Below are 19,902 nucleotides of genomic sequence, written 5' to 3'. Positions count from 1 at the left end.
ACCACTGAAATGACCAACAACCGCAAAACCCTGTTCATCGGCTCGGTGCTTGCCGTGGCCGTCCTGGCCGGCATCGCTGGCCCCTGGATGTTCGGCAGTGACCACCGCCAGAGCACCAATGACGCCTATGTGATCGCCGACTACACCGTGGTCGCGCCCAAGATCGCCGGCTTCATCAAGGAGGTGCTGGTGGAGGACAACCAGCAGGTCAAAGCCGGCCAGTTGCTGGCGACCATCGATGCCCGTGACTACCAGGCCGCGCTGGATGCCGCGCAGGCGCAGTTGCTGGTGGCCCAGGCGCAAAGCGCCGATGCCCGTGCCACTCTCGAGCGCCAGGCGTCGCTGATTGCCCAGGCTGAGGCCGCAGTGAAAGCGGCCCAGGCCGAAGCTGCGTTCGCCGACCATGAGGTCAACCGCTACAGCCGCCTGGCCGAGCAGGGTGCCGGCACCGTGCAGAACGCCCAGCAGGCGCGCAGCGGGGTCGACCAGGCCCGCGCACGCCTGGCCAATGCCCAGGCGGCGCTGGTAGCGGCACGCAAGCAGGTGGATATCCTTGCCGCCCAGGTGGCCAGTGCCGACGGCCAGCTGAAGCGGGCCGAGGCAGGGCTGGAAAAGGCCCAGCTCGATCTGTCCTACACCCGCATCACCGCGCCGGTGGACGGCATGGTTGGCGAGCGCGCCTTGCGTGTCGGTGCCTACGTCAACCCGGGCGCCCGCCTGCTGTCGGTGGTGCCGTTGCAGCAGGCCTACGTGGTCGGCAACTTCCAGGAAACCCAGCTGACCCACGTACAGCCTGGCCAGGCCGTGAGCATCAGCGTCGACACCTTTGCCGGTGAGAAGCTGCAAGGCCATGTGGAAAGCATCGCCCCGGCCACTGGCGTGACCTTCGCCGCGGTCAAGCCGGACAACGCTACCGGCAACTTCACCAAGGTGGTGCAGCGCATCCCGGTGAAGATCGTTTTCGATGACGGCCAGCCGCTGCTTGCCCGCCTGCGCGTGGGCATGTCGGTGGAAGCGACCATCGACACCCGTGGCGACAAGCTGGACGGCAAAGAGGTAAGCGCACGATGAAACCGGCACTACGCTTGAGCCCGTTGCTGCTGGCCGTATTGATGGCTGGCTGCACCCTGGGGCCGGACTTCCAGCGCCCTGACAGCCAGGCACCGCAACAGTGGGCGCCGCTGCAAGGTGAGGCGGCGACCAGCCAGCCGCAGGCCGAACCGCTGGAACTGCGCTGGTGGGAGAGCTTCCACGATACCCGCCTTAGTGCCTTGATCCAGCGTGTTGCCGAGCGCAACCTCGACCTGCAGATGGCCAGTGCCCGCCTGCTGCAAAGCCGCGCCCTGCGCAGCACCGTGGCTGCCGACGAAGTACCGTCGGTGGATGTGAACGCTGGCTACAGCCGCTCGCGCAACAGTGCCGAAGGCCTGAGTGACCCGTCCGGCAAGGCGGGCAAGGAAGCCTTCAACCTCTGGCAGGGCGACCTGGTGGCCGGTTGGGAGCTGGACCTGTGGGGCCGTGTGCGGCGCCAGGTCGAGGCTGCCGATGCCACGGTCGAAGTGGCCGAGAACGACCGCCGCGGCGTGCTGCTGGCATTGCTTTCGGAAACCGCCGGCAACTACATCCAGCTGCGCGCCGTGCAGCACACCATCGATGTGACCCGCGACAACCTCAAGGTCGCCCAGCACAGCCTGAAGTTGTCCGAGAACCGCCAGGCCGAAGGTGTCGCCACGCGCCTGGACGTGGCCCAGGCCAGTGCCCAGGTCGCCTCGATCGAGTCGCGCCTGCCAAGCCTGGAAGCGCGGCGCGACGACTTGATCAACGCCCTCAGCCTGCTTGCCGCCGAACCACCGCGCAGCCTGCAGGCCGAGTTGCTGCAGGGCGGCGAACTGCCAGCGCCGCAGCAGAAGTTCGCCATTGGCCTGCCGTCCGAACTGGCCGAACGCCGCCCGGACATTCGCCAGGCCGAGGCCCGCCTGCATGCTGCCACTGCCAGCATTGGCGTGGCCAAGGCCGACTTCTACCCCAGCATCCGGCTGTCGGGCAGTGTCGGGTTCCAGGCCATGCAGCTGTCCGATTTCGGCGCCTGGGATTCACGCCGGTTCGCCTTCGGGCCACAGCTGTCGCTGCCGATCTTCGAGGGTGGCCGGCTCAAGGGCACCCTGGAACTGCGCGAGGCGCAGCAGCAGGAGGCGGCGCTGAACTACCGCAAGGTGGTGCTGGGTGCCTGGCATGAAATCGACGATGTGCTACGCCTGTACAACGCCAGCCAGCTGCGCCGCGACCACCTGGCCGAGGCGGTGCGGCAGAACCGCATCGCCCTGGAAACTGCCCAGCGCCAGTATGTGGAAGGGGCGGTGGACTTTCTCAATGTGCTGACGGTGCAGGGTGCCCTGCTGGCCAGCGAGGAACAGTGGATCGACAGTTCGGCGGCGGTGTCGCAGGCGTTGGTGGGGCTTTACAAGGCCCTGGGTGGTGGCTGGCAGGCGTTTGATGAGCAGCCTGTGAAGAAAGTGTGATTTTTTGGGGCCGCTTTGCGGCCCATCGCGACACAAGGCCGCTCCTACAGGAGATCGCGTCCGCATGTAGGAGCGGCCTTGTGTCGCGATGGGCTGCAAAGCAGCCCCGGCAATTGTCCTGATTACCGAGGAGGCACAGATGCACATTTCCCTGAACGGCAAGCGCGCCATCGTCAGCGGCTCCACCGCCGGCATCGGCCTGGCCATCGCCATCGGCCTGGCCGAGGCGGGGGCCGAAGTGGTCCTCAACGGTCGCACCCAGGCCCGGGTCGACGAAGCCCTCAAAGTTGTGCGCGAACGCCTGCCGCAGGCGCGCATCATCGGCATCGCTGCCGACCTGGGCACCCAGGCCGGTGCGCAGAAGTTGTTCAACCAGGTGCCGCACACCGACATCCTGGTCAACAACCTGGGCATCTTCGAGCCCAAGCCGTTCTTCGAGATCGGGGATGAGGACTGGCAGCGTTTCTTCGACGTCAATGTGCTCAGCGCCGTTCGCCTGTCGCGCCACTATGCCCAAGGCATGGCCGAGCGCAAATGGGGGCGGGTGGTGTTCCTGTCCAGTGAGTCGGCGCTGCAGATCCCGACCGAGATGATTCATTACGGCATGACCAAGACTGCGTTGCTGGCGGTGTCGCGCGGGCTGGCCGAGACCCTGGCCGGCACCGGGGTGACGGTGAATTCGGTGCTGCCGGGGCCTACGCGTTCGGAAGGTGTGGGCGACTTCTTTGCCAAGCTGGCCGAGGAGCAGGGGGTGTCGACTGAAGAGCTGGAAGCCAACTTCCTGGCTGAGCACCGACCGACCTCACTGATCAAGCGGCTGGCGACGGTGGAGGAGGTGGCGAACATGGTGGTGTACCTGGCATCGATGCAGGCCAGTGCCACTACCGGGGCTGCCTTGCGGGTGGATGGCGGGGTGCTGCGTTCCATTGCCTGATCTGTTTTGCCTGTACCGGCCTCTTCGCGGGTGAACCCGCTCCCACAGGGATCGCACGGGACTCAAATTCTGTGGGGTACCTGTGGGAGCGGGTTCACCCGCGAAGAGGCCAGCACAGGCAACCAAACAATCAGAGTGGGCGCAGTAGGCCAAACCGCTTGCGCAACGCCCAATCCAGCACCCGCCGCGGCAGTAGCCGGGCCATCAACGGCAACGCCGTACTGCCGTTCCCCAACCGCACCACCGCTGGTACCGGCGATTTCCCGACCGCCGCCAACACGCCCTGGGCAAACACTGCCGCCGAGGTGGGCTTGTCCTGCGAAGCCCGTGCCCGTGCCTGCACGTGCTCGCGCAACGGCCACCACGCCGAATCCGCCGCCAGCACCTGCTCGGCCTGGCGCTGGGCATTGCTGGCGAACTGCGAGGCAATCGCCCCTGGCTGCACTTCCATTACCTGCACACCAAACGGCGCCAGTTCCAGGCGCAAGGCATCGCTCAGGGCATGCACGGCTGCTTTCGAGGCGCAGTAGGCGCCGGCGAACGGCGTGACCAGCACGCCTGATACGCTGCCGATGTTCACCACCAGGCCCCGTGAACGGCGTAGCTGTGGGAACAATGCGCGGGTAACGCCGACCACTGCGAATACGTTGGTTTCGAACTGCTGGCGCAGGGCATCCACACCGCCATCGAGCAGCGGGCCCATGGCGCCGTAGCCGGCGTTGTTGATCAGGATATCGAGGTTTACCAGTTCCTCGGCCAGGCGGGCCAGCGCTTCGCTGTCGTTCACATCAAGTTGCCGGGCGGTGAAACCGGCGGCGTTCAGTTGCTCGACATCCTCAGGTTTGCGAGCGGTGGCCCAGACATGGTGGCCGGCATCGCGGAAGGCGTCGGCCAGGGCGCGGCCGATGCCGCTGGAACAACCGGTGATCAGGACGGTGGGCATGGTTGGGGCCTGTTGTCAGGGGAAGTTGATGTTGCCAGTGCCGGCCCTTTCGCGGGCTTGCCCGCTCCCACAGGTACTGCACAGTACTCAAGAGCTGTGCAGTACCTGTGGGAGCGGGCAAGCCCGCGAAAGGGCCGGCACTGGCGATACATTAGTTGGCAAACGTACCTTGCAGATGCTCTGCACGAAACTCCAGGGTCTGCGGCCGGTACCCGGAGCGCAGTGGCGGCAGTGGCAGGCAGTCTTTCCATTCGGCCCCTGGCTGCAGCTCACCCGGCCCACGGTAGCGCGGGGCATTGTAGGTGTTCTCCGCCAGGTTCACGGTATCCCCCGGTGCATACGCCGCCACCCGCCAGCGCAGCTCGGTCAGCGGCACGTCGTTGCCGTTCTTCATGCGCACCTGCAGGGCGCGGTCGGCGGGGCAGTGTTCGGGGGCGTAGGTCAGGCGCAGGTCCAGGCGGGCCAGTTGCGAGGTTTCGCGGGTGTCCTGCCAGACGACGAACAGGGCCACCAGGCCCAGGCCACAAACGGCAGCCAGCGAGATCGGCAGGGCCTTGGCCGGGTAGCGCAACAACAGCACCAGCCAGGTGAGGATGAGGAAGGCACCGATGATCATGGGGCGGGCAGACCTTGATTGCGCGGGGTCTGACCATCGTAGCCCGAAATGGGGAGTGGCTCAAAAAGCGGGGCCGCAAAGCGGCCCCAGGGGTTGCATTACTGCGCGATGGTCTTCACCGAAACACCACGCTCGATGGGTGTAGAGGTACGCCCGTACACATCCTCGAAGCGCTCGATATCATCCTCGCCCAGGTAGCTGCCGGACTGTACTTCGATGATCTCCAGCGGGATCTTGCCCGGGTTGCGCAGGCGGTGCACCGAGGCGATCGGGATGTAGGTGGACTGGTTCTCGGTCAGCAGGAACACGTTCTCGTCACAGGTCACCTCGGCGGTGCCGGACACCACGATCCAGTGCTCGGCGCGGTGGTGGTGCATCTGCAGCGACAGGCTGGCGCCCGGCTTGACGGTGATGTGTTTGACCTGGAAGCGGCCGCCCATGTCCACCGAGTCGTACGAGCCCCACGGGCGATACACTTCCAGGTGGTTCTGGGTTTCGCTGCGGCCCTGCTCGTCGAGGGTCTTGACCATCTGCTTGACGCCCTGGACCTTGTCCTTGTGGGCAATCATCATGGCGTCCTTGGTCTCGACTACCACGATGTTCTCCAGGCCGATCACCGACACCAGCTTGCCGTTGCCGTGGATCATGCAGTTGTGGCTGTCCTGCACCACCACGTCGCCCTTGGTGACGTTGCCGTTGTCGTCCTTCTCGTGCACTTCCCACAGCGACGACCAGCAGCCCACGTCGCTCCAGCCGGCCGACATCGGCACCACGCAGGCGCGCTGGGTCTTTTCCATCACCGCGTAGTCGATGGAGTTGTCAGGGCAGCAGGCGAAGGTGGCTTCGTCGATGCTCAGCACATCACCGTCTTCCTGGCTGCGCTCCAGGGCCAGCACGCAGGTGTCGTAGATGTCGCCGTCGTGCTTTTTCAGCTCTTCGAGGAAGCGGCTGGCACGGAACAGGAACATGCCGCTGTTCCAGAAGTAGCCGCCGGCCTGGACGAACTCGGCGGCGCGTTTTTCGTCGGGCTTCTCGACGAACTGCGCCACGCGCGCCACGCCTTCAGGCAGCAGGGCGTCCTGGCTGGAACGGATGTAGCCGTAGCCGGTTTCCGGCTTGGTCGCCGGCACGCCGAACAGCACCATCTCGCCACGCTCGGCGGCCACGGTGGCCAGGGCCAGGGCGCGTTGCAGTGCCTTCTGGTCCTCGATCACGTGGTCGGCGGGCAGCACCAGCATCAGCTCGTCGCGGCCTTCGTTGACCAGTTTCATGGCAGCCATGGCTACGGCCGGCGCGGTGTTGCGGCCGAACGGTTCCATCAGGATGCCTTGGGTTTCCAGCTTCAGCGCGGCCAGTTGCTCCTGGACGATGAACTTGTGGTCCTTGTTGCAGACCACGATCGGTGTGTCCATGCCTTCGAACACCAGGCGCTCGAGGGTTTGCTGGAACAGGGTGTGTTCACTGGTCAGGGCCAGGAACTGCTTGGGGAACTGCTTGCGCGACAGAGGCCACAGACGGGAACCGCTACCACCAGAAAGAATTACCGGGATCATCATGTTTCTCCAATAGTCGTTGAGAGGCAGGGGAATCAGTTGCTAGCCACGGGGCGAGTTACCCACACCGGCGACAAGGCGTTGCCGGAACCCGTTACGTACAGCACTGCGGCTTCGCCGCGCTCCAGGGCGACGGGTTTGACGTCACCCACTTTCTTGTCTCCTTGGTACAGCGCCAGGTTGACCTTGACCGGGTTGATTTCGCGTTCGCCACGGCCGTTGGCGGCCACCGGCTTGACCACTTCGGTCTTGCCGTCGGCGGTCTTCAGGGTCAGTTGCTGGTCACTCAGGTTCTGCACGCGAACCAGGGCTTTCTGCTTGTTCTTGAACGGCGGCTCTTCGATCAGCTGCGGGTTGCCGTTGGCGCTGTTGACCAGGGTGTAGTACTTGTCCGCAGCCAGCTTGACCGGCACGCTCTTGCCGCCGACCTGGGCGGTGTAGTCACCCCCTGGCAGGAAGCTGAAGTCGCTGCTGGCCTGGGCGCCAACCTGCTTGATCTGGGTGTTGCCGACCGAGGCTGCAGCCGGTGCGCCGGAGGCGTTGTACAGGCGCACGAAGGTCGAGCCTTTCGGTGCGCTCGGGCCATAAAGCGCGGCGTCGGCACCGGCGAAGGCCTGCATGGAGGCCAGGGACAGGCCGGCTGCGAGGGTGAGGGCTTTGGCAATGGAAGTCTTGGTAGTCATATGTATGTTCCTCTGATTAGTGGTTAGTCCGGGTGGACGACAAAGCCAGGTTTTCTTCGGATTTACGGGTGTTCTTCAGCTGGGCGATCCACTGTGGATCGAAGCTGCTGAGGTCGTTCTTCATTGGCAGATAACGTTCGGGGAATTCCCACACCACCACCTGGGGTGCGGCGTTCTTGAAGGCATCGCTTTGCAGGTACTTGAGCATCGGCAGTAGCGGGCCATGGCCGTCTTCGGCGTAGTTGGCCACGTCGCTGCGCAGGGCCTGCTGCAGCGCACCGAGGAAGTTCCAGTGCGGATTGGCGCTGTAGCTGGTACCCACCAGCGCAACCGGGATCTGCGTGTCGGCGAACAGTGCGTCCCCGGCTTCACCTTCGGCCTCGACCGGGCGAGTGGTACGTTGCTGCAGGTTGTCCGGGGCTGGCAGCAGGTTGCTGAACAGCGGGTCCAGTGGCAGGAAGTTGGTCAGGTCGCCCTTGTATGGCGCGGTGCTGCCGGCTTCGGTGATGAACGCCTGCGGGTCGCCGTTGAGCAGGCTCTGGCGGTTGACCGCTTCGGCCAGTGCCTGCGCCGCCACTTCGGCGCCCATCGGCGTCCAGTGGGTGTCGGTGCGCAGGAACACCTGGCCGCGGGCCTTGGCCTGCTCCATGGGTGCCATCAGGTCCGGGGCGAACACGTTGGCCTGGCGTGCCTGGGCATGGAACTGGTTGTACAGGTCGTCATGCAGGCTGGTCGGCAGTTCCTTGCCCAGGTACTCGGCATACACCCGCGCCTTGGCCGGCACGATCGCCAGCACCAGCTGGCTGCCGTGCTGCTGCAGGGTGTCGCGCACGCCACGGATCAGCGCCAGGTTTTCCTGCATCAGCTGCTCGGCACCGGCGGTGGGCTTGAACTCTTCGTCACTGAACAGCCACTGGTCGCGGCCCAGCACCACGCCGGGGCGGCCTTCGTTGAACAGCTTGAAGTCCATCGCCGCCCATAGGTTGGTACCCAGGCGCTTGATCGGGAACTGCTCGTCGTAGTGGGTCTCGGCGGCCTTGGCCAGCTTGCCGTTGAGCAGGGTCATCTGCTCGGTACGCTGGAAGCTTTGCAGGCCACCGGTGGACCAGACGCCCATGCCCACCAGCAGGCCGAGGAACGACAGCGAATAGGTAATGCGTAATGTCCGGGTCATGTCATCAACCTCAGAACTGGAAGTAAAGGAACGGCGAGTAGCTCTGCGCCGAAAGCTTGAGGATCGAGGCCACGAACAGCAGCAGCACCAGGGCGCGGGTCATCACCCGGGTCCAGTCCAGGCCGATCGAACCGTCGCTGTTGACCTCCACCGGGGTGGCCTTGGGCGTTGGCCTGGCGTTGCGGTAGAAGTCGCGCAGGCCGAAGAACGCCAGGGTGATGTAGGCGACCACCAGGGTGGCTACCTGCAGGCCGGTGAGCTGGGCACGGTTGAGTTCCGACAGCTGCCAGTCGCCGAAGCTGAACATGGCGCCGTACATGCGACCGGCCACCTCCAGGTTCTCGGCACGGAAGATCACCCAGCCGACCACCACCAGCAGGAAGGTGAATGCCCACTTCACCGGGTTGAAACGCTGCGGGTTGGTGTCGATGCCCAGCGCGCGCTCGATGGCCAGCCACATGCCGTGCCAGGCGCCCCAGATGATGTAGGTGAAGTTGGCGCCGTGCCACAGGCCGCCCAGCAGCATGGTCAGGAACAGGTTGCGGTAGGTGTTGAAGGTGCCTTTGCGGTTACCGCCCAGGGTGATGTACAGGTAGTCGCGCAGCCAGGTCGACAGGCTGATGTGCCAGCGCCGCCAGAACTCGGTGATCGACTGGCTGATGTACGGCTGCTTGAAGTTCTCCATGAAGCGGAAGCCCATCATCAGGCCCAGGCCGATGGCCATGTCGCTGTAGCCGCTGAAGTCGAAGTACAGCTGCGCGGTGTAGGCCAGGGCGCCGAGCCAGGCATCGCCGGTGGTCGGGTTCTGCAGGGCGAAGCAGTGGTCGGCCACTACCGCCAGGGTATCGGCGATGAACACTTTCTTGATGAAGCCCTGCATGAAGCGGGTGCAGCCTTCGGAGAACTTGTCCAGGGTGTGGGTGCGGTTGTTGAACTGGTCGACCAGGTCCTTGAAGCGCAGCACGGGGCCGGCGATCAGGTGCGGGAAGATCGCCACGAACGCCGCGAAGTCGATCAGGTTGCGGGTGGCCGGGGTGTCGCCGCGGTACACGTCGATGATGTAGCTGATCGACTCGAAGATGTAGAACGAGATACCGATCGGCAGCAGCACGTGGGTGAGGATGAACGGCTCCAGGCCGAACGAGGAGATGATCGCGTTGAGGCTGTCGACGCCGAAGTTGGCGTACTTGAAGTAGCCGAGGATCGCCAGGTCGACACCGACGCCGAGCAGCAGCCAGCGCTGCGCGGGCTTGGTGCGCACACCGGCGGCGCCGACTTTCAGGCCGATCCAGTAGTTCCACAGGGTGACCCCGGCAAACAGGGCCAGGAAGTCCACCCGCCACCAGGCGTAGAAGATGTAGCTGGCGACCAGCAGCAGCAGGTTGCGATAACGTTGCCCGCTCAAGTAGTACAGGCCGAGGAAGATCGGCAAGAACAGGAACAGGAACACGTTGGACGAGAAGACCATCCCGGTTCTCCTTTTTGTTCACAGCATCCGGGGCAAAGCGCCCCCCAAACCCCCCACTCAAAAAGTGGGGGAAGCCTTGGTACCTGTGGGAGCGGGCATGCCCGCGAACAAGGGCGAAGCCCTTGCCATGCACCGCGGTGCCATCTTCGCGGGCATGCCCGCTCCCACAGGTTCCGACCCCAAAAAGGGGTTCAACTCATTTCTTGCTCTCTGCGCTCGGGTCGTAGACCCGGGTCAGGTCGCCGCCCAGCCGGAAGCTGTTGAACGGCTGCATACCGCGCTTGCGTTGCAGGGTGTCGCCACTGCACGCATACAGGCTGCAGTAGGGCTCCATCCACGAGTACTTGCTGTCGATCTTCAGGTCTTTCATGTCCTGTTTCTCGCCATTGCGGGCTTTGAACTCGCTGGGGTCCTTCGACCCGTTCAGCACCCGCTGCGCCAGGCGCTGCAGGGCGTTGTTGTTCTCGCCGCGCACATCCACGCCATTGACCTGGGCGAAGCTGGCGATCATCGCCAGCGGCGGCAGGGCGTAGTTGTGGTAGGCCAGGGCGCGTTGCTTGCGCTTCAGTTCGTTGGGCAGGAAGCCCTGCTCGTCGACCTGGTTGGCGCCAACCCGGTATTCCTTCACGGCCCAGTCGAACAGGTCGCGACGGTCGGTGGCCACGGCGCTGGCCATTACCGCCCAGGCAGCCCAGTAGCTGTGGTTGTTGATCTTCTCCAGTGGCAGGTCGCTCCAGTCGCGCACGGTCTGCTCGGCCAGGCGGGCGAACCATTTTTCGATCAGCTCGGCCTCGGCCTGGTGCGCGGCCAGCGGCTGCGAATTGGAGAACTTCAGGCGCAGCCAGGAACCACTCATGCTGCCCAGCGCCCATTTGCGCATCGACTTGCCGGTGTGGTTGTAGTCGGTGGACATCAGCGCATCGGCGCGGGCCCAGTCGCCTAGCCAGGCCAGGGTGCAGTCGAGTTGCGCCGGGCGGCCGTCACGCATGTACTGGCCGATCATCTTGCTCACGCCTTTCTCGAGGGTGGTGATGTCTTCGGTGGACTTGCGAAAGGCCTTTTCCGAGTCGGCATTGAGCGTTGCCCGTGCCTTGTCCGAGCCTTCGTACTTGCTGCGGAACTGCAGGGCACCGGTGTATGGCTTGGGGGCAGCCTCGCAGCGGAAGTTGCCGTCGCCGGTCTTGAGCTTTTCGATCCCCTCGTAGTAACCCTGGGGCGGTACCAGCGCGGCGTGCGCGGCACCGCCGCACAACGCCAGGGCAAGCAGGGCGGGGCGGGAAATTCGCTTGAACGGGATCATGGTCGCCTCACTGGCCGGCCTGCGCGGTCTGCGCGGGCACGGCGAAGTTGTTGCGTTTGCAGAGCTTGGCTTCGACCTTCTGGGTACCGCTTTCCGGCCCCTGCACCTCGAACGCCAGCAGGCTCTGGCTGGCCCAGTCCTCGTCTTCGCGCATCTGGAAGACGAAGCGGCCGTCGGTGTCGGAGGTTTCCGGTTTTTCCAGCTTGATGTCCTCGTGGCGGCCGTTGAGGTACCAGAGGGTGGCCTGCAGCACCTTCACCGACGGGTCTTCGAACTTGACGTCCATCTGCATGTTGCGGTTGATCAGGTCTTTGATCACGCCGCCCTTGCCGTTGACCATCAGCTCGTTCTTACCGGGCTTGAGGGTGGCGCTGGCGCTCATCAGGGCCGGGCGGTCATCGCAGCCGTCGTCGAGCAGGCCAAGGATTTGCCGCCAGATGGTTTCCTGGTCCAGGCGATACAGCGGGGAGAATTCCCAGATCAGGATCTTCGGCGGGTTCTTCTGGAATTCCTCGCTACCCAGGTACTGGATCATCGAACCTTCCAGGCCACCGCCAGGGAAGGCCACGTTGAGCACGTCGGCGCCGATGTACTGCTCGAGGAAGCCGGAGAAGTTGTAGTTCTTGCCACTGTGGCTGGTGCCGACCAGGGTGATCTGCGCGTTGCCGCCGTCACCGAACAGGTCGTCGCCGCCGCCGGTGGAGCCTTTCGGCTCGGTGGCGAACTGGTCCATGTACTGGACGGCGTAGCTGGTGCCGCACAGCTGGCCGGCCACGTTATGCAGGGTGCCGGTCTTGCCCATGCGCCCGGACTTTTTCGTTTCGAATTCCTTGCGCGGGATGCCTTCGAAAGCCGGCATCTTGTGCACGGTATCGGCCACGATCTTGGCCGCGCGCTCGGCGCCGTAAGGCGTCCAGTGCTGGTCGCCACGGAAGTAGAAGTCCTTGCCCTGGTCGGCAGCGGCCAGCTGTTCGTTGGTCAGCGGCGACAGGTCAGGCACGTTGTAGCCCATGCTGGCAAAGCGCTTGAGCATGGCCTGGTAGTTGCCCAGGGCCTTCTGGTAGTCGAAGGCAGCCTTTTCCGCCGGGTTGAGCATGTTGCGGTTCACCAGGCCACGGGTCGGCTGGTACACCACCACCAGTTCCACGCCGCGCTTCTTGAACGCGTCGTGCACTTGCTGCAGGCGCTTGTAGCCGGCCGGGGTGGTATTGAACTCGGTGCGCAGGTCTTCGCGGGTACGGAACAGCCAGTCGCCCTGGGCCTGCACCAGCGTGGTGAAGTTCTGCTGGTAACGGGTGGTGTAGCGGCTGGCGTCATGCGCTTCAGGGCACAGCTGGCAGCAAGGCTCGGCGCTGAACGTAGGGGCCTTGACGTCTTCGGCGCGCACGCCCTGGCTGATCGCCAGGAGGGCAGCGGACAGGCCCAGCAGTTTCATCAGATGTGGAGTCATGGTCTGGGCTTCCTTAATCGATCATTTCGGTCTGGCGTTCGACCGGGTCGATCAGCACAGCCTTTTGCTGGCGTACCAGCAGGTCGAGGATTTCGTCCTGGCGCTCGCCGAGGATGCCGTTGAGGCTGATGCCGCTGGCCTTGCGCGGGGCGAGCATGGACACCTTGTACAGCTCGACCGACAGCGGCGAGTCGATCGACAGTGGCCCGGAGCCGTTGGCCGCCAGTTCGCCACCGACCAGGATCAGCGACACCTTGGTGTCAAACGGGTCGAGGGCGATGTCGCGGTCGGTGTTGGACAGGTCCTTGATGTGGCCGTACACGCCGACCAGGCCGTTGGCCATGGCGACGTTTTCGTACAGGCGGATGTTCACGCTGTTACGCACGCGGATGCCGTGGCGGCGGTTGTTGATCAGCTTGTTGCCCCAGATCAGGTTGTCGCCACTTTCGTACAGGGTGATGCCGTCGGTGTGGTTGCGGTAGATCTCGTTGTAGGCGATCAGGTTGTTGACGCTGTTACGGTCGATCACCACGCCCGAGAGCTTGTTGTCGAAGCTCTTGTTGTTGATGATCCAGCTGTCGTTGACCTCACGCGAAACGATGATGCCGTGCTTCTTCTTGGTGCCGTACACCGTGTTGCCGGCGATGATCAGCCGGTGCGAGCGGTCGTGCGGGTCGATGCCGTAGACGATGTTGTCGCGGTAGGTGCTGTCCTTGACCACGAAGTCCTGGGTCTCGTAGCAGTAGAAGCCGTACCACATGTCGCTGAACTCGGAGCCGATGATCCAGCCGGTGGGTTCCGGGCGGCCCATGCGCTTGGCCATGTTCGGCGTGTACTGCGAGATGCTCACGCCGTACGACTTGGACTTGGCGTAGCCGAAGCTGGCCATCTTGGTATTGACGATGTAGGTCTCGGTGCCGCCCCACGACAGCAGGAACGGGCGGAATTCCTTGGGCGAGCGGAAGGTCGCCGGGCCGTTTTCCTTTTCTCGCCAGCCGGTCACCTGGGTGTCGGTGACGAACAGCTTGCCGTCGTTGACCAGGAACGAACCGCCTTCCTGGGACAGGCGCAGCTGCTTGACCTTGCCGTCGATCTCGAGGATGCCCTTCTGCCCGACCACGATCGGCAGGCGCGCCAGGTACACACCCGGCTCGACTTCGCTGAGGTACTGCTTGGGTACCTTCTTGCTCAGCTCGACCAGGTCGACATGGCCGTCATCGACGAAGATCGCCTGCGGAATGCCATGCTGGCGCTGGACCCACTCGGCCGCCTTGTTGTCGCCGCCGACGAATTCCTTGAGGGTATCCTCCTGGAACATGCGGCGCAGGCTGACCTTGCCCTTGTGGCGGCGGTCGATTTTCTTCTGCACCGCTTCGGCGGTGTAGCCGGTCAGGTCGGGCAGCTTCGGCGGGTCCATGTGCAGCGGCTCGATCGGCGCGCTGGAGACCGTGTAGGTCTTGGCCTGCTGCAGTTCCTTGGCGATCACCTGGGGCTCTGCGGCAGCCACCAGGCCGCTGGCCAGCAGCAAGGCGCTGGCCAACAGGCTGTGACGTAAGTGCGGGTGAAGGTTCATAACGGTAAGTCCTCTACCGGCCTCAGAAGCGCCAGATCACATCGACGAAGGCGCGGTGCATGTACGAGTCCGCTTCCTTGCCGTAGGCATCGCCCGGCTTGAACACGCCAGCACGCAGGCGCACCAGGGCAGATGGCTCGTCGATTGCCTGGCTCATCGAAGCCGGCAGCAGGCCTTGCTTGAAGTACTTGGTCACGACCACGTCCATTTCCTGGCCAAGGTCTTTTTCGCCATCGACCAGCGGGCGGTTCACACCGTTGTCGTTGACCACCGCGTTGATGCCGCTGGAACCGATGTTCTGGTTGCCATCGACACGCCAGAACTTGTGGTAGATGAAGCTGGCGTCGTAGTCGTCGCGCAGCTGCCAGGAGGCGAACAGGGTGGCCGCCTGCAGGTTGCCCAGCTCGCCACGGAAGGCTTCACCGAAGCGGTGCACGCGCGAACGGGTACCGGTGTAGTTGGAGCGGTTGCTCTCGAGGCCGGTCTGCTCGTAGTTGCTCGAACCGTCGTCGCCACCACCGCCGCTGCCACGGGCGTAGGCCGCACCGACCTGCCATTGCGGGTCGAGGCGCAGGCGGATGCCGAGGTCGGTGGCCCAGGCGTTGACATCACCGCTCTGCTTGCCGGTGGCCACGGTTTCGTCACCGACGACCTGGCTGCTGAGGGTGTCGCGATCACCGGTCAGCCAGGTGACGCTGCCCCAGTAGTTGACGGTGTGGTCGTTGCGCCAGTTGTAGGCGTCGCTGTTGGCTTCCAGGCCCAGCCAGGTGAGGTCGCCGGTGCGGGTCTTGTCCAGCGCATCGACGGTTTCGCCCGGGTTCTTCAGGCTGCCGCCGTCGTGGGTGTGGTGGGCGCGTACGCCGACCCAGTGGCCAGGGGTCCACTGCGTGGCGACGTTGCCGTAGAGGTGCGTGCGGTCCTTGTCTTCCGGGGCCAGCTCGGTGAGGTCGGTGCGGTATTCGCTGAAGCGCTGGGCCACGCCCAGGTCGGCCTTGAGCAGGGTGGTGTCGAAGGTCCAGTTCAGCGCCTCGATGTTGGTGTCACGCCACATGCCATCGTCGCTGCGCAGGCGCTGGCGACCGAAACGCAGCTGTTCGCCGGGGTAGGCGGTGAGGCCGCTGTAGCCGACCCAGAATTCGCGCATGGCCAGGTAGCTCTTGTCCTGTTCACGGCCGTCGGCAGCGGTGTCGGTGCTGGTGCCGTCGTCGTTCTGGCGCAGGGTGTCGGTTTCGATGGTGTCGGTCGCGGTGACGGCCTGGCCCATGGCATAGGCGCTCCAGTTGCCACGCTCGCCATATACCCAAGGGCGCAGATCAAGACCGAGGCCGTTGACGTCACCGCCGGAGCGGGTGCCCAGGTCACGGTCGTCTTCCGACTGGCCGGTGATTTTCACATCCAGGCCGAAGTTCTTTTCAGCGGTCATTTCCGCCAGGGTCGGGCAGGACCACAGCAGGGCGAAGCTCAGGCCGATGCCAGCTTTCACGAAGGGATTGAGCGTCATAGCGAGTCCTCACCGGTTACTTCTTTTTCGTCGTCTTGCAGGGCTTCGATGGCCAGGGTGCTGTTGGCGCCCTGGCTCATGCTGCCGCGCGCCTGCTTTTCTTGGGCCAGCAGTTGCTGGGCCTGGCTGCGCTGGTCAGGCGTAAGTTGCTGGTCGAGTTGCTGCAGCAATTCAGCGGACTGCGGCGACGGGTTGGCCTGGGCCAGCTGGGCGAATACCCAGGCGTTGCCCGGTTGCGGGCGAATGCCGTGGCCTTCGCTGAACAGCTGGGCCAGGGCATAGTCGGCGCTGTTCTGCCCACCACGGGCGGCGGCCAGCAGGTGGTCGACGGCCTTTTGTGGCTCGACGTTGCCCAGGTAGCCGCGGCGGTACAGCTGGCCCAGGTAGTAATGGGCGCTGACTTCGCCGGCGTCGGCGGCAGCCTGCAGGTGTTGTTCGGCTTTGGCCGCGTCCGCAGGCACGGTCTTGCCTTCGTAGTACAGGCGGCCCAGCAACAGTTCGGCGCGTGGCTGTTCGGCTTCGCGGCCCTTGTCGATGTAGGCCATCAGCTGGTCGGTATCGCCCAGCTCGGGGAAGTCGTACATCAGTTGCGCCAGGCTGACCCAGGACGCCGGGTTGGCCGGGGCAACCTGCTCGAGCAGGTCCTTGGCGGTTTTCTCGTCGGTCTGGCCGAGGCTGCGGTCAGCCAGTACCCGGGCAACGCTGTCGACCCGAGTGGCCGGTACTGCGCCACGGGCGTAGGCAGCCTTGAGCTGGCCGAGCAGGGCAGCCTGCTGGTCGGCCTGGCCGCGCTTCTGGTACACGGTGGCTAGTTCGACGTAGCAGATGTCGGTGGTGTTCAGCGCGGCCTTGCAGATTTTCTCCACTTCGCCCAGGTGCTGGTCGTAGGTGCCCTGGGTGCGGTACAGCAGCACCTGGGCCAGGCCCGCTTCCGGGTTGCCGGCGGCGCGCCACTGGTCGATCTGCTGCTGAGCGTTGACCTTGGGGAAGCTCTGCGGGTAGCTCAGGTAGAGCATCGCCAGCGGGATCAGGGTGTTGCTTTCGCCCTGCTTGGCGGCTTGCTTGAGCAGGGTTTCGGCTTCTTCGCGCTCGGCCTGGGTGCTGTCGGGCTTGGCCACCAGCAGGCGACCAAGGCGTGCCTGGGCACGCGGCGAGATGGCGGCCGCGGCACGGTAGGTGGCCTCGGCTTCCTTGATTTTCGCCGGATCGCGGGTGCCGACCTTGATGTCGGCCAGGCCCACTTGCGCTTCGCTGTAGCCCAGGTCGGCCAGCGCCTTATAGTTGCGCTCGGCCAGTGCCGTGTCACCGCGCTTCATGGCTTCGTTGGCCAGGCGCTGGTCGGGCAGGCCCGCACAGCCGGCCAGGGTGATGGCAGCAGCCAGGGCACACAGGCCCAGGCTGGCGCTTTTCTTGTGGGGAATCATGTCGTGATCCTCTTACAGCCCACGGGCCATGGCTTTGTCGATCAGCCAGTTCAGCGATGGGCCACGGTCGCTGTTGACCGAAGCCGGGCGACCGGCGAGTTCGGCGGGCAGGGCGCTGTCGGGCTTGATCTGCACGCGGATGTCGGCGGCCAGGTCTTCGCTGTTGAGGCTGGCGCTGCTGACGATCTGGCCGGTGCGTACTTCGTCTTCGCCGGCTACCTGGAAGTTGACCCGGGTACCTGGCTTGACCTCGTCGAACTGGCGGTAGGTGAAGCGCGCCTCGATCATCGGGTTGGTGGTGCGCGGGATCAGCTGGAAGATCGGCTGGCCCTTGGCGGCGTACTGGCCGTTGTCCACGAGCTGGCGGGCAACCACGCAATCACACGGGCTGGTGAGGGTGCCGGACAGTTGCTTGCCGAACAGTTCCTCGATCTTCGCCGGCTCCAGCTGTGCGTCTTCCAGGTTGCCCTTGAGCATGTCCAGCATGCTGGTGGTGAAGCTGGCCAGTGGCGCGCCCTTGGCGATCTGCCCACCGCTTTCGACCAGGCTGTTCACGGTGCCGTCGCGCGGCATGGTGACGTTGGTGGTGGGTACCGCGACCACGCCGGCTTCGGCATGGCTGACGAAGTACATGCCGTACAGCGACTTGGCGATGAAGCCGAAGGCGGCGACACCGACCACGAACACGCCGAGGGTGACGGTGACCGCCTTGAGGCGGCCGAAGGCGCTCAGGCCGGCACCGCCGTCCTTCTGCTTGCGCGCCTTGGTGAAGTTGTCGCGCTGCAAGGTGCTGAGCACATCGCCGGCAGTGATCAGCTCACCCGACAGGTGCGAGGTGATGATGTGGCGCAGCGTGGCGATATCGCGGGGCTCGAGGTTCTGGAACTGGGCGCCGGTACGGCCACTGCCCGGGTTGTAGGAGCGCACCTGGAACTCGATGTCCATCGACAGGCCGAGGTTGTCGACCGTGAACTGCAGCCGCCCGCGGAGCACGTCGCCAACCGACAGTGGTTGCTTGGTGTGGAAGCTCAGGCCACCGGCGGAGAGGTCGTCGACCTTCACATCGTGGGCCTGGCGCTGAGGGTCGAGGAACCGCAGCTTGGCGGGGATGCGTACCCGGGCATGCTGGCGCTGGGCTTCGGACTCATGCACGACGTTGACGTTCACGGCGGTATTCATGTGGTTTGTTCCTGTTAGTTCCGATCCGGGTTGGGCTCACACGACCATGAACAGCACAGCAACGAAGATGCTGGCAGCCGAGAAGGTCATGGTCCGCGAGGACCAGGTGTTGAACCATTGTTGAAAGCTGGCGAGGTCACGCTTGAGGGCAGTGGGCTGACGCGTCCAGGACTGCTTGTCGAGGCGGAAGAACACGTAGATCTTCATCAGCGCGCCGATGATCTGGTTGTAATAGAGAATCAGCGGGTAGGCCGGGCCTACGTTGTGGCCGGAGCACAGCAGCATGATGGTGAGGATCAGGCGGGTGATGCCGATCCACAGCAGGTACACCAGCAGGAAGCCCAGGCCGAACTTGAGGCTGGCGATCACCGCCACGGTCAGGCCCAGCAGGCTGGTCCACATCGACACGCGCTGGTCGAACAGCACGATGCTGGTGAACAGCCCCAGGCGGCGCAGGCCCAGGCCAAGCGCGCGGGAGTTCTGCCGCAGGTTGTTGCCGTACCAGCGGTACATCAGCTTGCGGCTGGCCTTGAGGAAGCTCTTCTCCGGCGGGTGCTCGACCGTGTTGATGGCGGCGTCCGGCACGTAGAAGGTGTCGTAGCCCAGGCGCATCAGGCTGAACCAGCTGGACTTGTCGTCACCGGTGAGGAACTTGAAGCGGCCCAGGCGCCAGTGCATCAGCGAGTCGCTTTCGACGTCGGCGATGAACTCGGGGTTGGTCACCACGCTGGCGCGGAACATCGACATGCGCCCGGTCATGGTCAGCACGCGCTTGGACAGGGCCATCGAGCACATGTTGATGTGGCGCTGGGCAAAGCGCAGCTTGTGCCACTCGCTCATGATGTAGCCGCCACGCACTTCGCAGAACTCGTTGGTGGTCAGGCCGCCGACGTTGGGGAACAGCTTGAACCACGGCACGGTCTTGCGTACCACGCCATCGCCCAGCACGGTGTCGCCGTCGATCACCGCCACCACAGCGTTCTCGTCCGGCAGCATGCGCGAGATCGCACGGAAACCGTAGGCCAGGCCGTCACGCTTGCCGGTACCGGCGATGCGCACGATGTCCAGCTTCACGTGGGCTGGCGGGTTGTATTTGGCCCACAGGCTTTTCACCAGCAGTTCGTCCGACATCTCCACCAGCGAGCAGACCACGGTGGTGGGGAAGCCACAGTTGATCGCCTCGCGGATCACCGAGCTGTACACCTGGGCGGTGGTGAGTGCTTCGATGCGGAAGCTGGTCACCATCAGGTACACGTGGGACGGGTCGGCAGCCTTGCCCATCTTCTGCACCTTGCGACGCAGGTACGGGTACACGCCGTAGAGGAAGATCATGCCGCGGATGAAATGGGTGGCGCCCATGGAATAGCGCCAGATGCCGACTGCGCCGACCAGGAAGATGAAGTGCTTCGACTGCGAGTCGAAGATATCGGCTGGCAGGGCCAGGGCGATCAGCATGAGCAGACTCATGTAGAGCAGCCAACCGGCGCACTGCAACAGCACTGTCTGGATCCTTTGCATGTTCAGCATCCGTCGAGAATTCGGGAAAAGGTGGGCAGCGGGGGTGGGGAGGCCCCCGCTGCCCGGC

Annotated in this window: 16 protein-coding genes; 3 read left to right on the top strand and 13 right to left on the bottom strand. The window is 64.5% G+C overall.

The features are described from left to right. Positions 1-9 precede the first annotated feature (9 nt). The 3 genes from C163_RS21815 (at position 10) to C163_RS21805 (ending at position 3,453) form a co-directional block, all read left to right on the top strand. Positions 10-1,071 carry an HlyD family secretion protein gene (locus C163_RS21815; RefSeq protein ID WP_025340592.1) on the top strand — a complete coding sequence of 354 codons (1,062 nt, stop codon included), beginning with the start codon at positions 10-12 and terminating at the stop codon, positions 1,069-1,071. Further along, positions 1,068-2,519: an efflux transporter outer membrane subunit gene (locus C163_RS21810; RefSeq protein ID WP_025340591.1), complete on the top strand. Its 1,452-nt coding sequence runs from the start codon at positions 1,068-1,070 to the stop codon at positions 2,517-2,519. The genes C163_RS21815 and C163_RS21810 overlap by 4 nt, the downstream gene beginning before the upstream one ends. A 139-nt stretch (positions 2,520-2,658) precedes the next feature. Next, entirely contained in the window at positions 2,659-3,453 is a 795-nt protein-coding gene (locus tag C163_RS21805; protein WP_025340590.1) for an SDR family NAD(P)-dependent oxidoreductase, read from the top strand. 130 nt (positions 3,454-3,583) lie between these two features. On the opposite strand, the gene C163_RS21800 is transcribed toward C163_RS21805, so the two are convergent. The 13 genes from C163_RS21800 to C163_RS21740 form a co-directional block, all read right to left on the bottom strand. Next, a complete protein-coding gene (locus C163_RS21800) occupies positions 3,584-4,396 on the bottom strand; it encodes an SDR family oxidoreductase (protein WP_025340589.1) in 813 nt (270 codons plus the stop codon). Positions 4,397-4,547: 151 nt separating this feature from the next. Next, on the bottom strand, positions 4,548-5,012 hold the full coding sequence (locus C163_RS21795) for a hypothetical protein (protein WP_015271749.1): 465 nt from the start codon (positions 5,010-5,012) through the stop codon (positions 4,548-4,550). A 98-nt stretch (positions 5,013-5,110) separates the two neighbouring features. Further along, positions 5,111-6,565: a mannose-1-phosphate guanylyltransferase/mannose-6-phosphate isomerase gene (locus tag C163_RS21790; protein WP_025340588.1), complete on the bottom strand. Its 1,455-nt coding sequence runs from the start codon at positions 6,563-6,565 to the stop codon at positions 5,111-5,113. A gap of 35 nt (positions 6,566-6,600) precedes the next feature. Continuing rightward, the gene (locus tag C163_RS21785) at positions 6,601-7,248 is read right to left on the bottom strand and encodes an alginate O-acetyltransferase AlgF (RefSeq protein WP_025340587.1); all 648 of its coding nucleotides are present in this window, start codon (positions 7,246-7,248) and stop codon (positions 6,601-6,603) included. A gap of 16 nt (positions 7,249-7,264) precedes the next feature. Beyond that, positions 7,265-8,422 carry an alginate O-acetyltransferase gene (locus C163_RS21780; protein WP_025340586.1) on the bottom strand — a complete coding sequence of 386 codons (1,158 nt, stop codon included), beginning with the start codon at positions 8,420-8,422 and terminating at the stop codon, positions 7,265-7,267. 10 nt (positions 8,423-8,432) lie between these two features. Next, positions 8,433-9,890 carry an MBOAT family protein gene (locus C163_RS21775; protein WP_013974157.1) on the bottom strand — a complete coding sequence of 486 codons (1,458 nt, stop codon included), beginning with the start codon at positions 9,888-9,890 and terminating at the stop codon, positions 8,433-8,435. Between the two features lie 196 nt (positions 9,891-10,086). Further along, on the bottom strand, positions 10,087-11,190 hold the full coding sequence (locus C163_RS21770; protein WP_025340585.1) for a mannuronate-specific alginate lyase: 1,104 nt from the start codon (positions 11,188-11,190) through the stop codon (positions 10,087-10,089). A 7-nt stretch (positions 11,191-11,197) separates the two neighbouring features. After that, positions 11,198-12,640: an alginate O-acetyltransferase gene (locus tag C163_RS21765; protein ID WP_025340584.1), complete on the bottom strand. Its 1,443-nt coding sequence runs from the start codon at positions 12,638-12,640 to the stop codon at positions 11,198-11,200. A gap of 13 nt (positions 12,641-12,653) precedes the next feature. After that, on the bottom strand, positions 12,654-14,213 hold the full coding sequence (algG, locus tag C163_RS21760) for a mannuronan 5-epimerase AlgG (protein ID WP_025340583.1): 1,560 nt from the start codon (positions 14,211-14,213) through the stop codon (positions 12,654-12,656). Between the two features lie 22 nt (positions 14,214-14,235). Further along, the gene (locus C163_RS21755; protein ID WP_013974153.1) at positions 14,236-15,714 is read right to left on the bottom strand and encodes an alginate export family protein; all 1,479 of its coding nucleotides are present in this window, start codon (positions 15,712-15,714) and stop codon (positions 14,236-14,238) included. Then, positions 15,711-17,138: an alginate biosynthesis TPR repeat lipoprotein AlgK gene (gene algK / locus C163_RS21750; RefSeq protein WP_025340582.1), complete on the bottom strand. Its 1,428-nt coding sequence runs from the start codon at positions 17,136-17,138 to the stop codon at positions 15,711-15,713. The genes C163_RS21755 and algK overlap by 4 nt, the downstream gene beginning before the upstream one ends. A gap of 12 nt (positions 17,139-17,150) precedes the next feature. Then, entirely contained in the window at positions 17,151-18,317 is a 1,167-nt protein-coding gene (locus tag C163_RS21745; RefSeq protein ID WP_025340581.1) for an alginate biosynthesis protein Alg44, read from the bottom strand. 36 nt (positions 18,318-18,353) lie between these two features. Further along, entirely contained in the window at positions 18,354-19,835 is a 1,482-nt protein-coding gene (locus C163_RS21740; protein WP_025340580.1) for a glycosyltransferase family 2 protein, read from the bottom strand. Between the last annotated feature and the right edge of the window lie 67 nt (positions 19,836-19,902).

Source organism: Pseudomonas sp. FGI182 (genome assembly GCF_000511325.1).
GTDB lineage: Bacteria > Pseudomonadota > Gammaproteobacteria > Pseudomonadales > Pseudomonadaceae > Aquipseudomonas > Aquipseudomonas putida_Z.
The sequence above is the reverse complement of the archived record's forward strand: the minus strand, read 5'-3'. Positions and strand labels throughout refer to the sequence as shown.

Excerpts from the sequence above, each read along its gene's own strand:
- C163_RS21815 (WP_025340592.1), top strand. The coding sequence starts at position 10 with ATGACCAACAACCGCAAAACCCTGTTCATCGGCTCGGTGCTTGCCGTG.
- C163_RS21810 (WP_025340591.1), top strand. The coding sequence starts at position 1,068 with ATGAAACCGGCACTACGCTTGAGCCCGTTGCTGCTGGCCGTATTGATG.
- C163_RS21805 (WP_025340590.1), top strand. The coding sequence starts at position 2,659 with ATGCACATTTCCCTGAACGGCAAGCGCGCCATCGTCAGCGGCTCCACC.
- C163_RS21800 (WP_025340589.1), bottom strand. The coding sequence starts at position 4,396 with ATGCCCACCGTCCTGATCACCGGTTGTTCCAGCGGCATCGGCCGCGCC.
- C163_RS21795 (WP_015271749.1), bottom strand. The coding sequence starts at position 5,012 with ATGATCATCGGTGCCTTCCTCATCCTCACCTGGCTGGTGCTGTTGTTG.
- C163_RS21790 (WP_025340588.1), bottom strand. The coding sequence starts at position 6,565 with ATGATCCCGGTAATTCTTTCTGGTGGTAGCGGTTCCCGTCTGTGGCCT.
- C163_RS21785 (WP_025340587.1), bottom strand. The coding sequence starts at position 7,248 with ATGACTACCAAGACTTCCATTGCCAAAGCCCTCACCCTCGCAGCCGGC.
- C163_RS21780 (WP_025340586.1), bottom strand. The coding sequence starts at position 8,422 with ATGACCCGGACATTACGCATTACCTATTCGCTGTCGTTCCTCGGCCTG.
- C163_RS21775 (WP_013974157.1), bottom strand. The coding sequence starts at position 9,890 with ATGGTCTTCTCGTCCAACGTGTTCCTGTTCCTGTTCTTGCCGATCTTC.
- C163_RS21770 (WP_025340585.1), bottom strand. The coding sequence starts at position 11,190 with ATGATCCCGTTCAAGCGAATTTCCCGCCCCGCCCTGCTTGCCCTGGCG.
- C163_RS21765 (WP_025340584.1), bottom strand. The coding sequence starts at position 12,640 with ATGACTCCACATCTGATGAAACTGCTGGGCCTGTCCGCTGCCCTCCTG.
- algG (WP_025340583.1), bottom strand. The coding sequence starts at position 14,213 with ATGAACCTTCACCCGCACTTACGTCACAGCCTGTTGGCCAGCGCCTTG.
- C163_RS21755 (WP_013974153.1), bottom strand. The coding sequence starts at position 15,714 with ATGACGCTCAATCCCTTCGTGAAAGCTGGCATCGGCCTGAGCTTCGCC.
- algK (WP_025340582.1), bottom strand. The coding sequence starts at position 17,138 with ATGATTCCCCACAAGAAAAGCGCCAGCCTGGGCCTGTGTGCCCTGGCT.
- C163_RS21745 (WP_025340581.1), bottom strand. The coding sequence starts at position 18,317 with ATGAATACCGCCGTGAACGTCAACGTCGTGCATGAGTCCGAAGCCCAG.
- C163_RS21740 (WP_025340580.1), bottom strand. The coding sequence starts at position 19,835 with ATGCAAAGGATCCAGACAGTGCTGTTGCAGTGCGCCGGTTGGCTGCTC.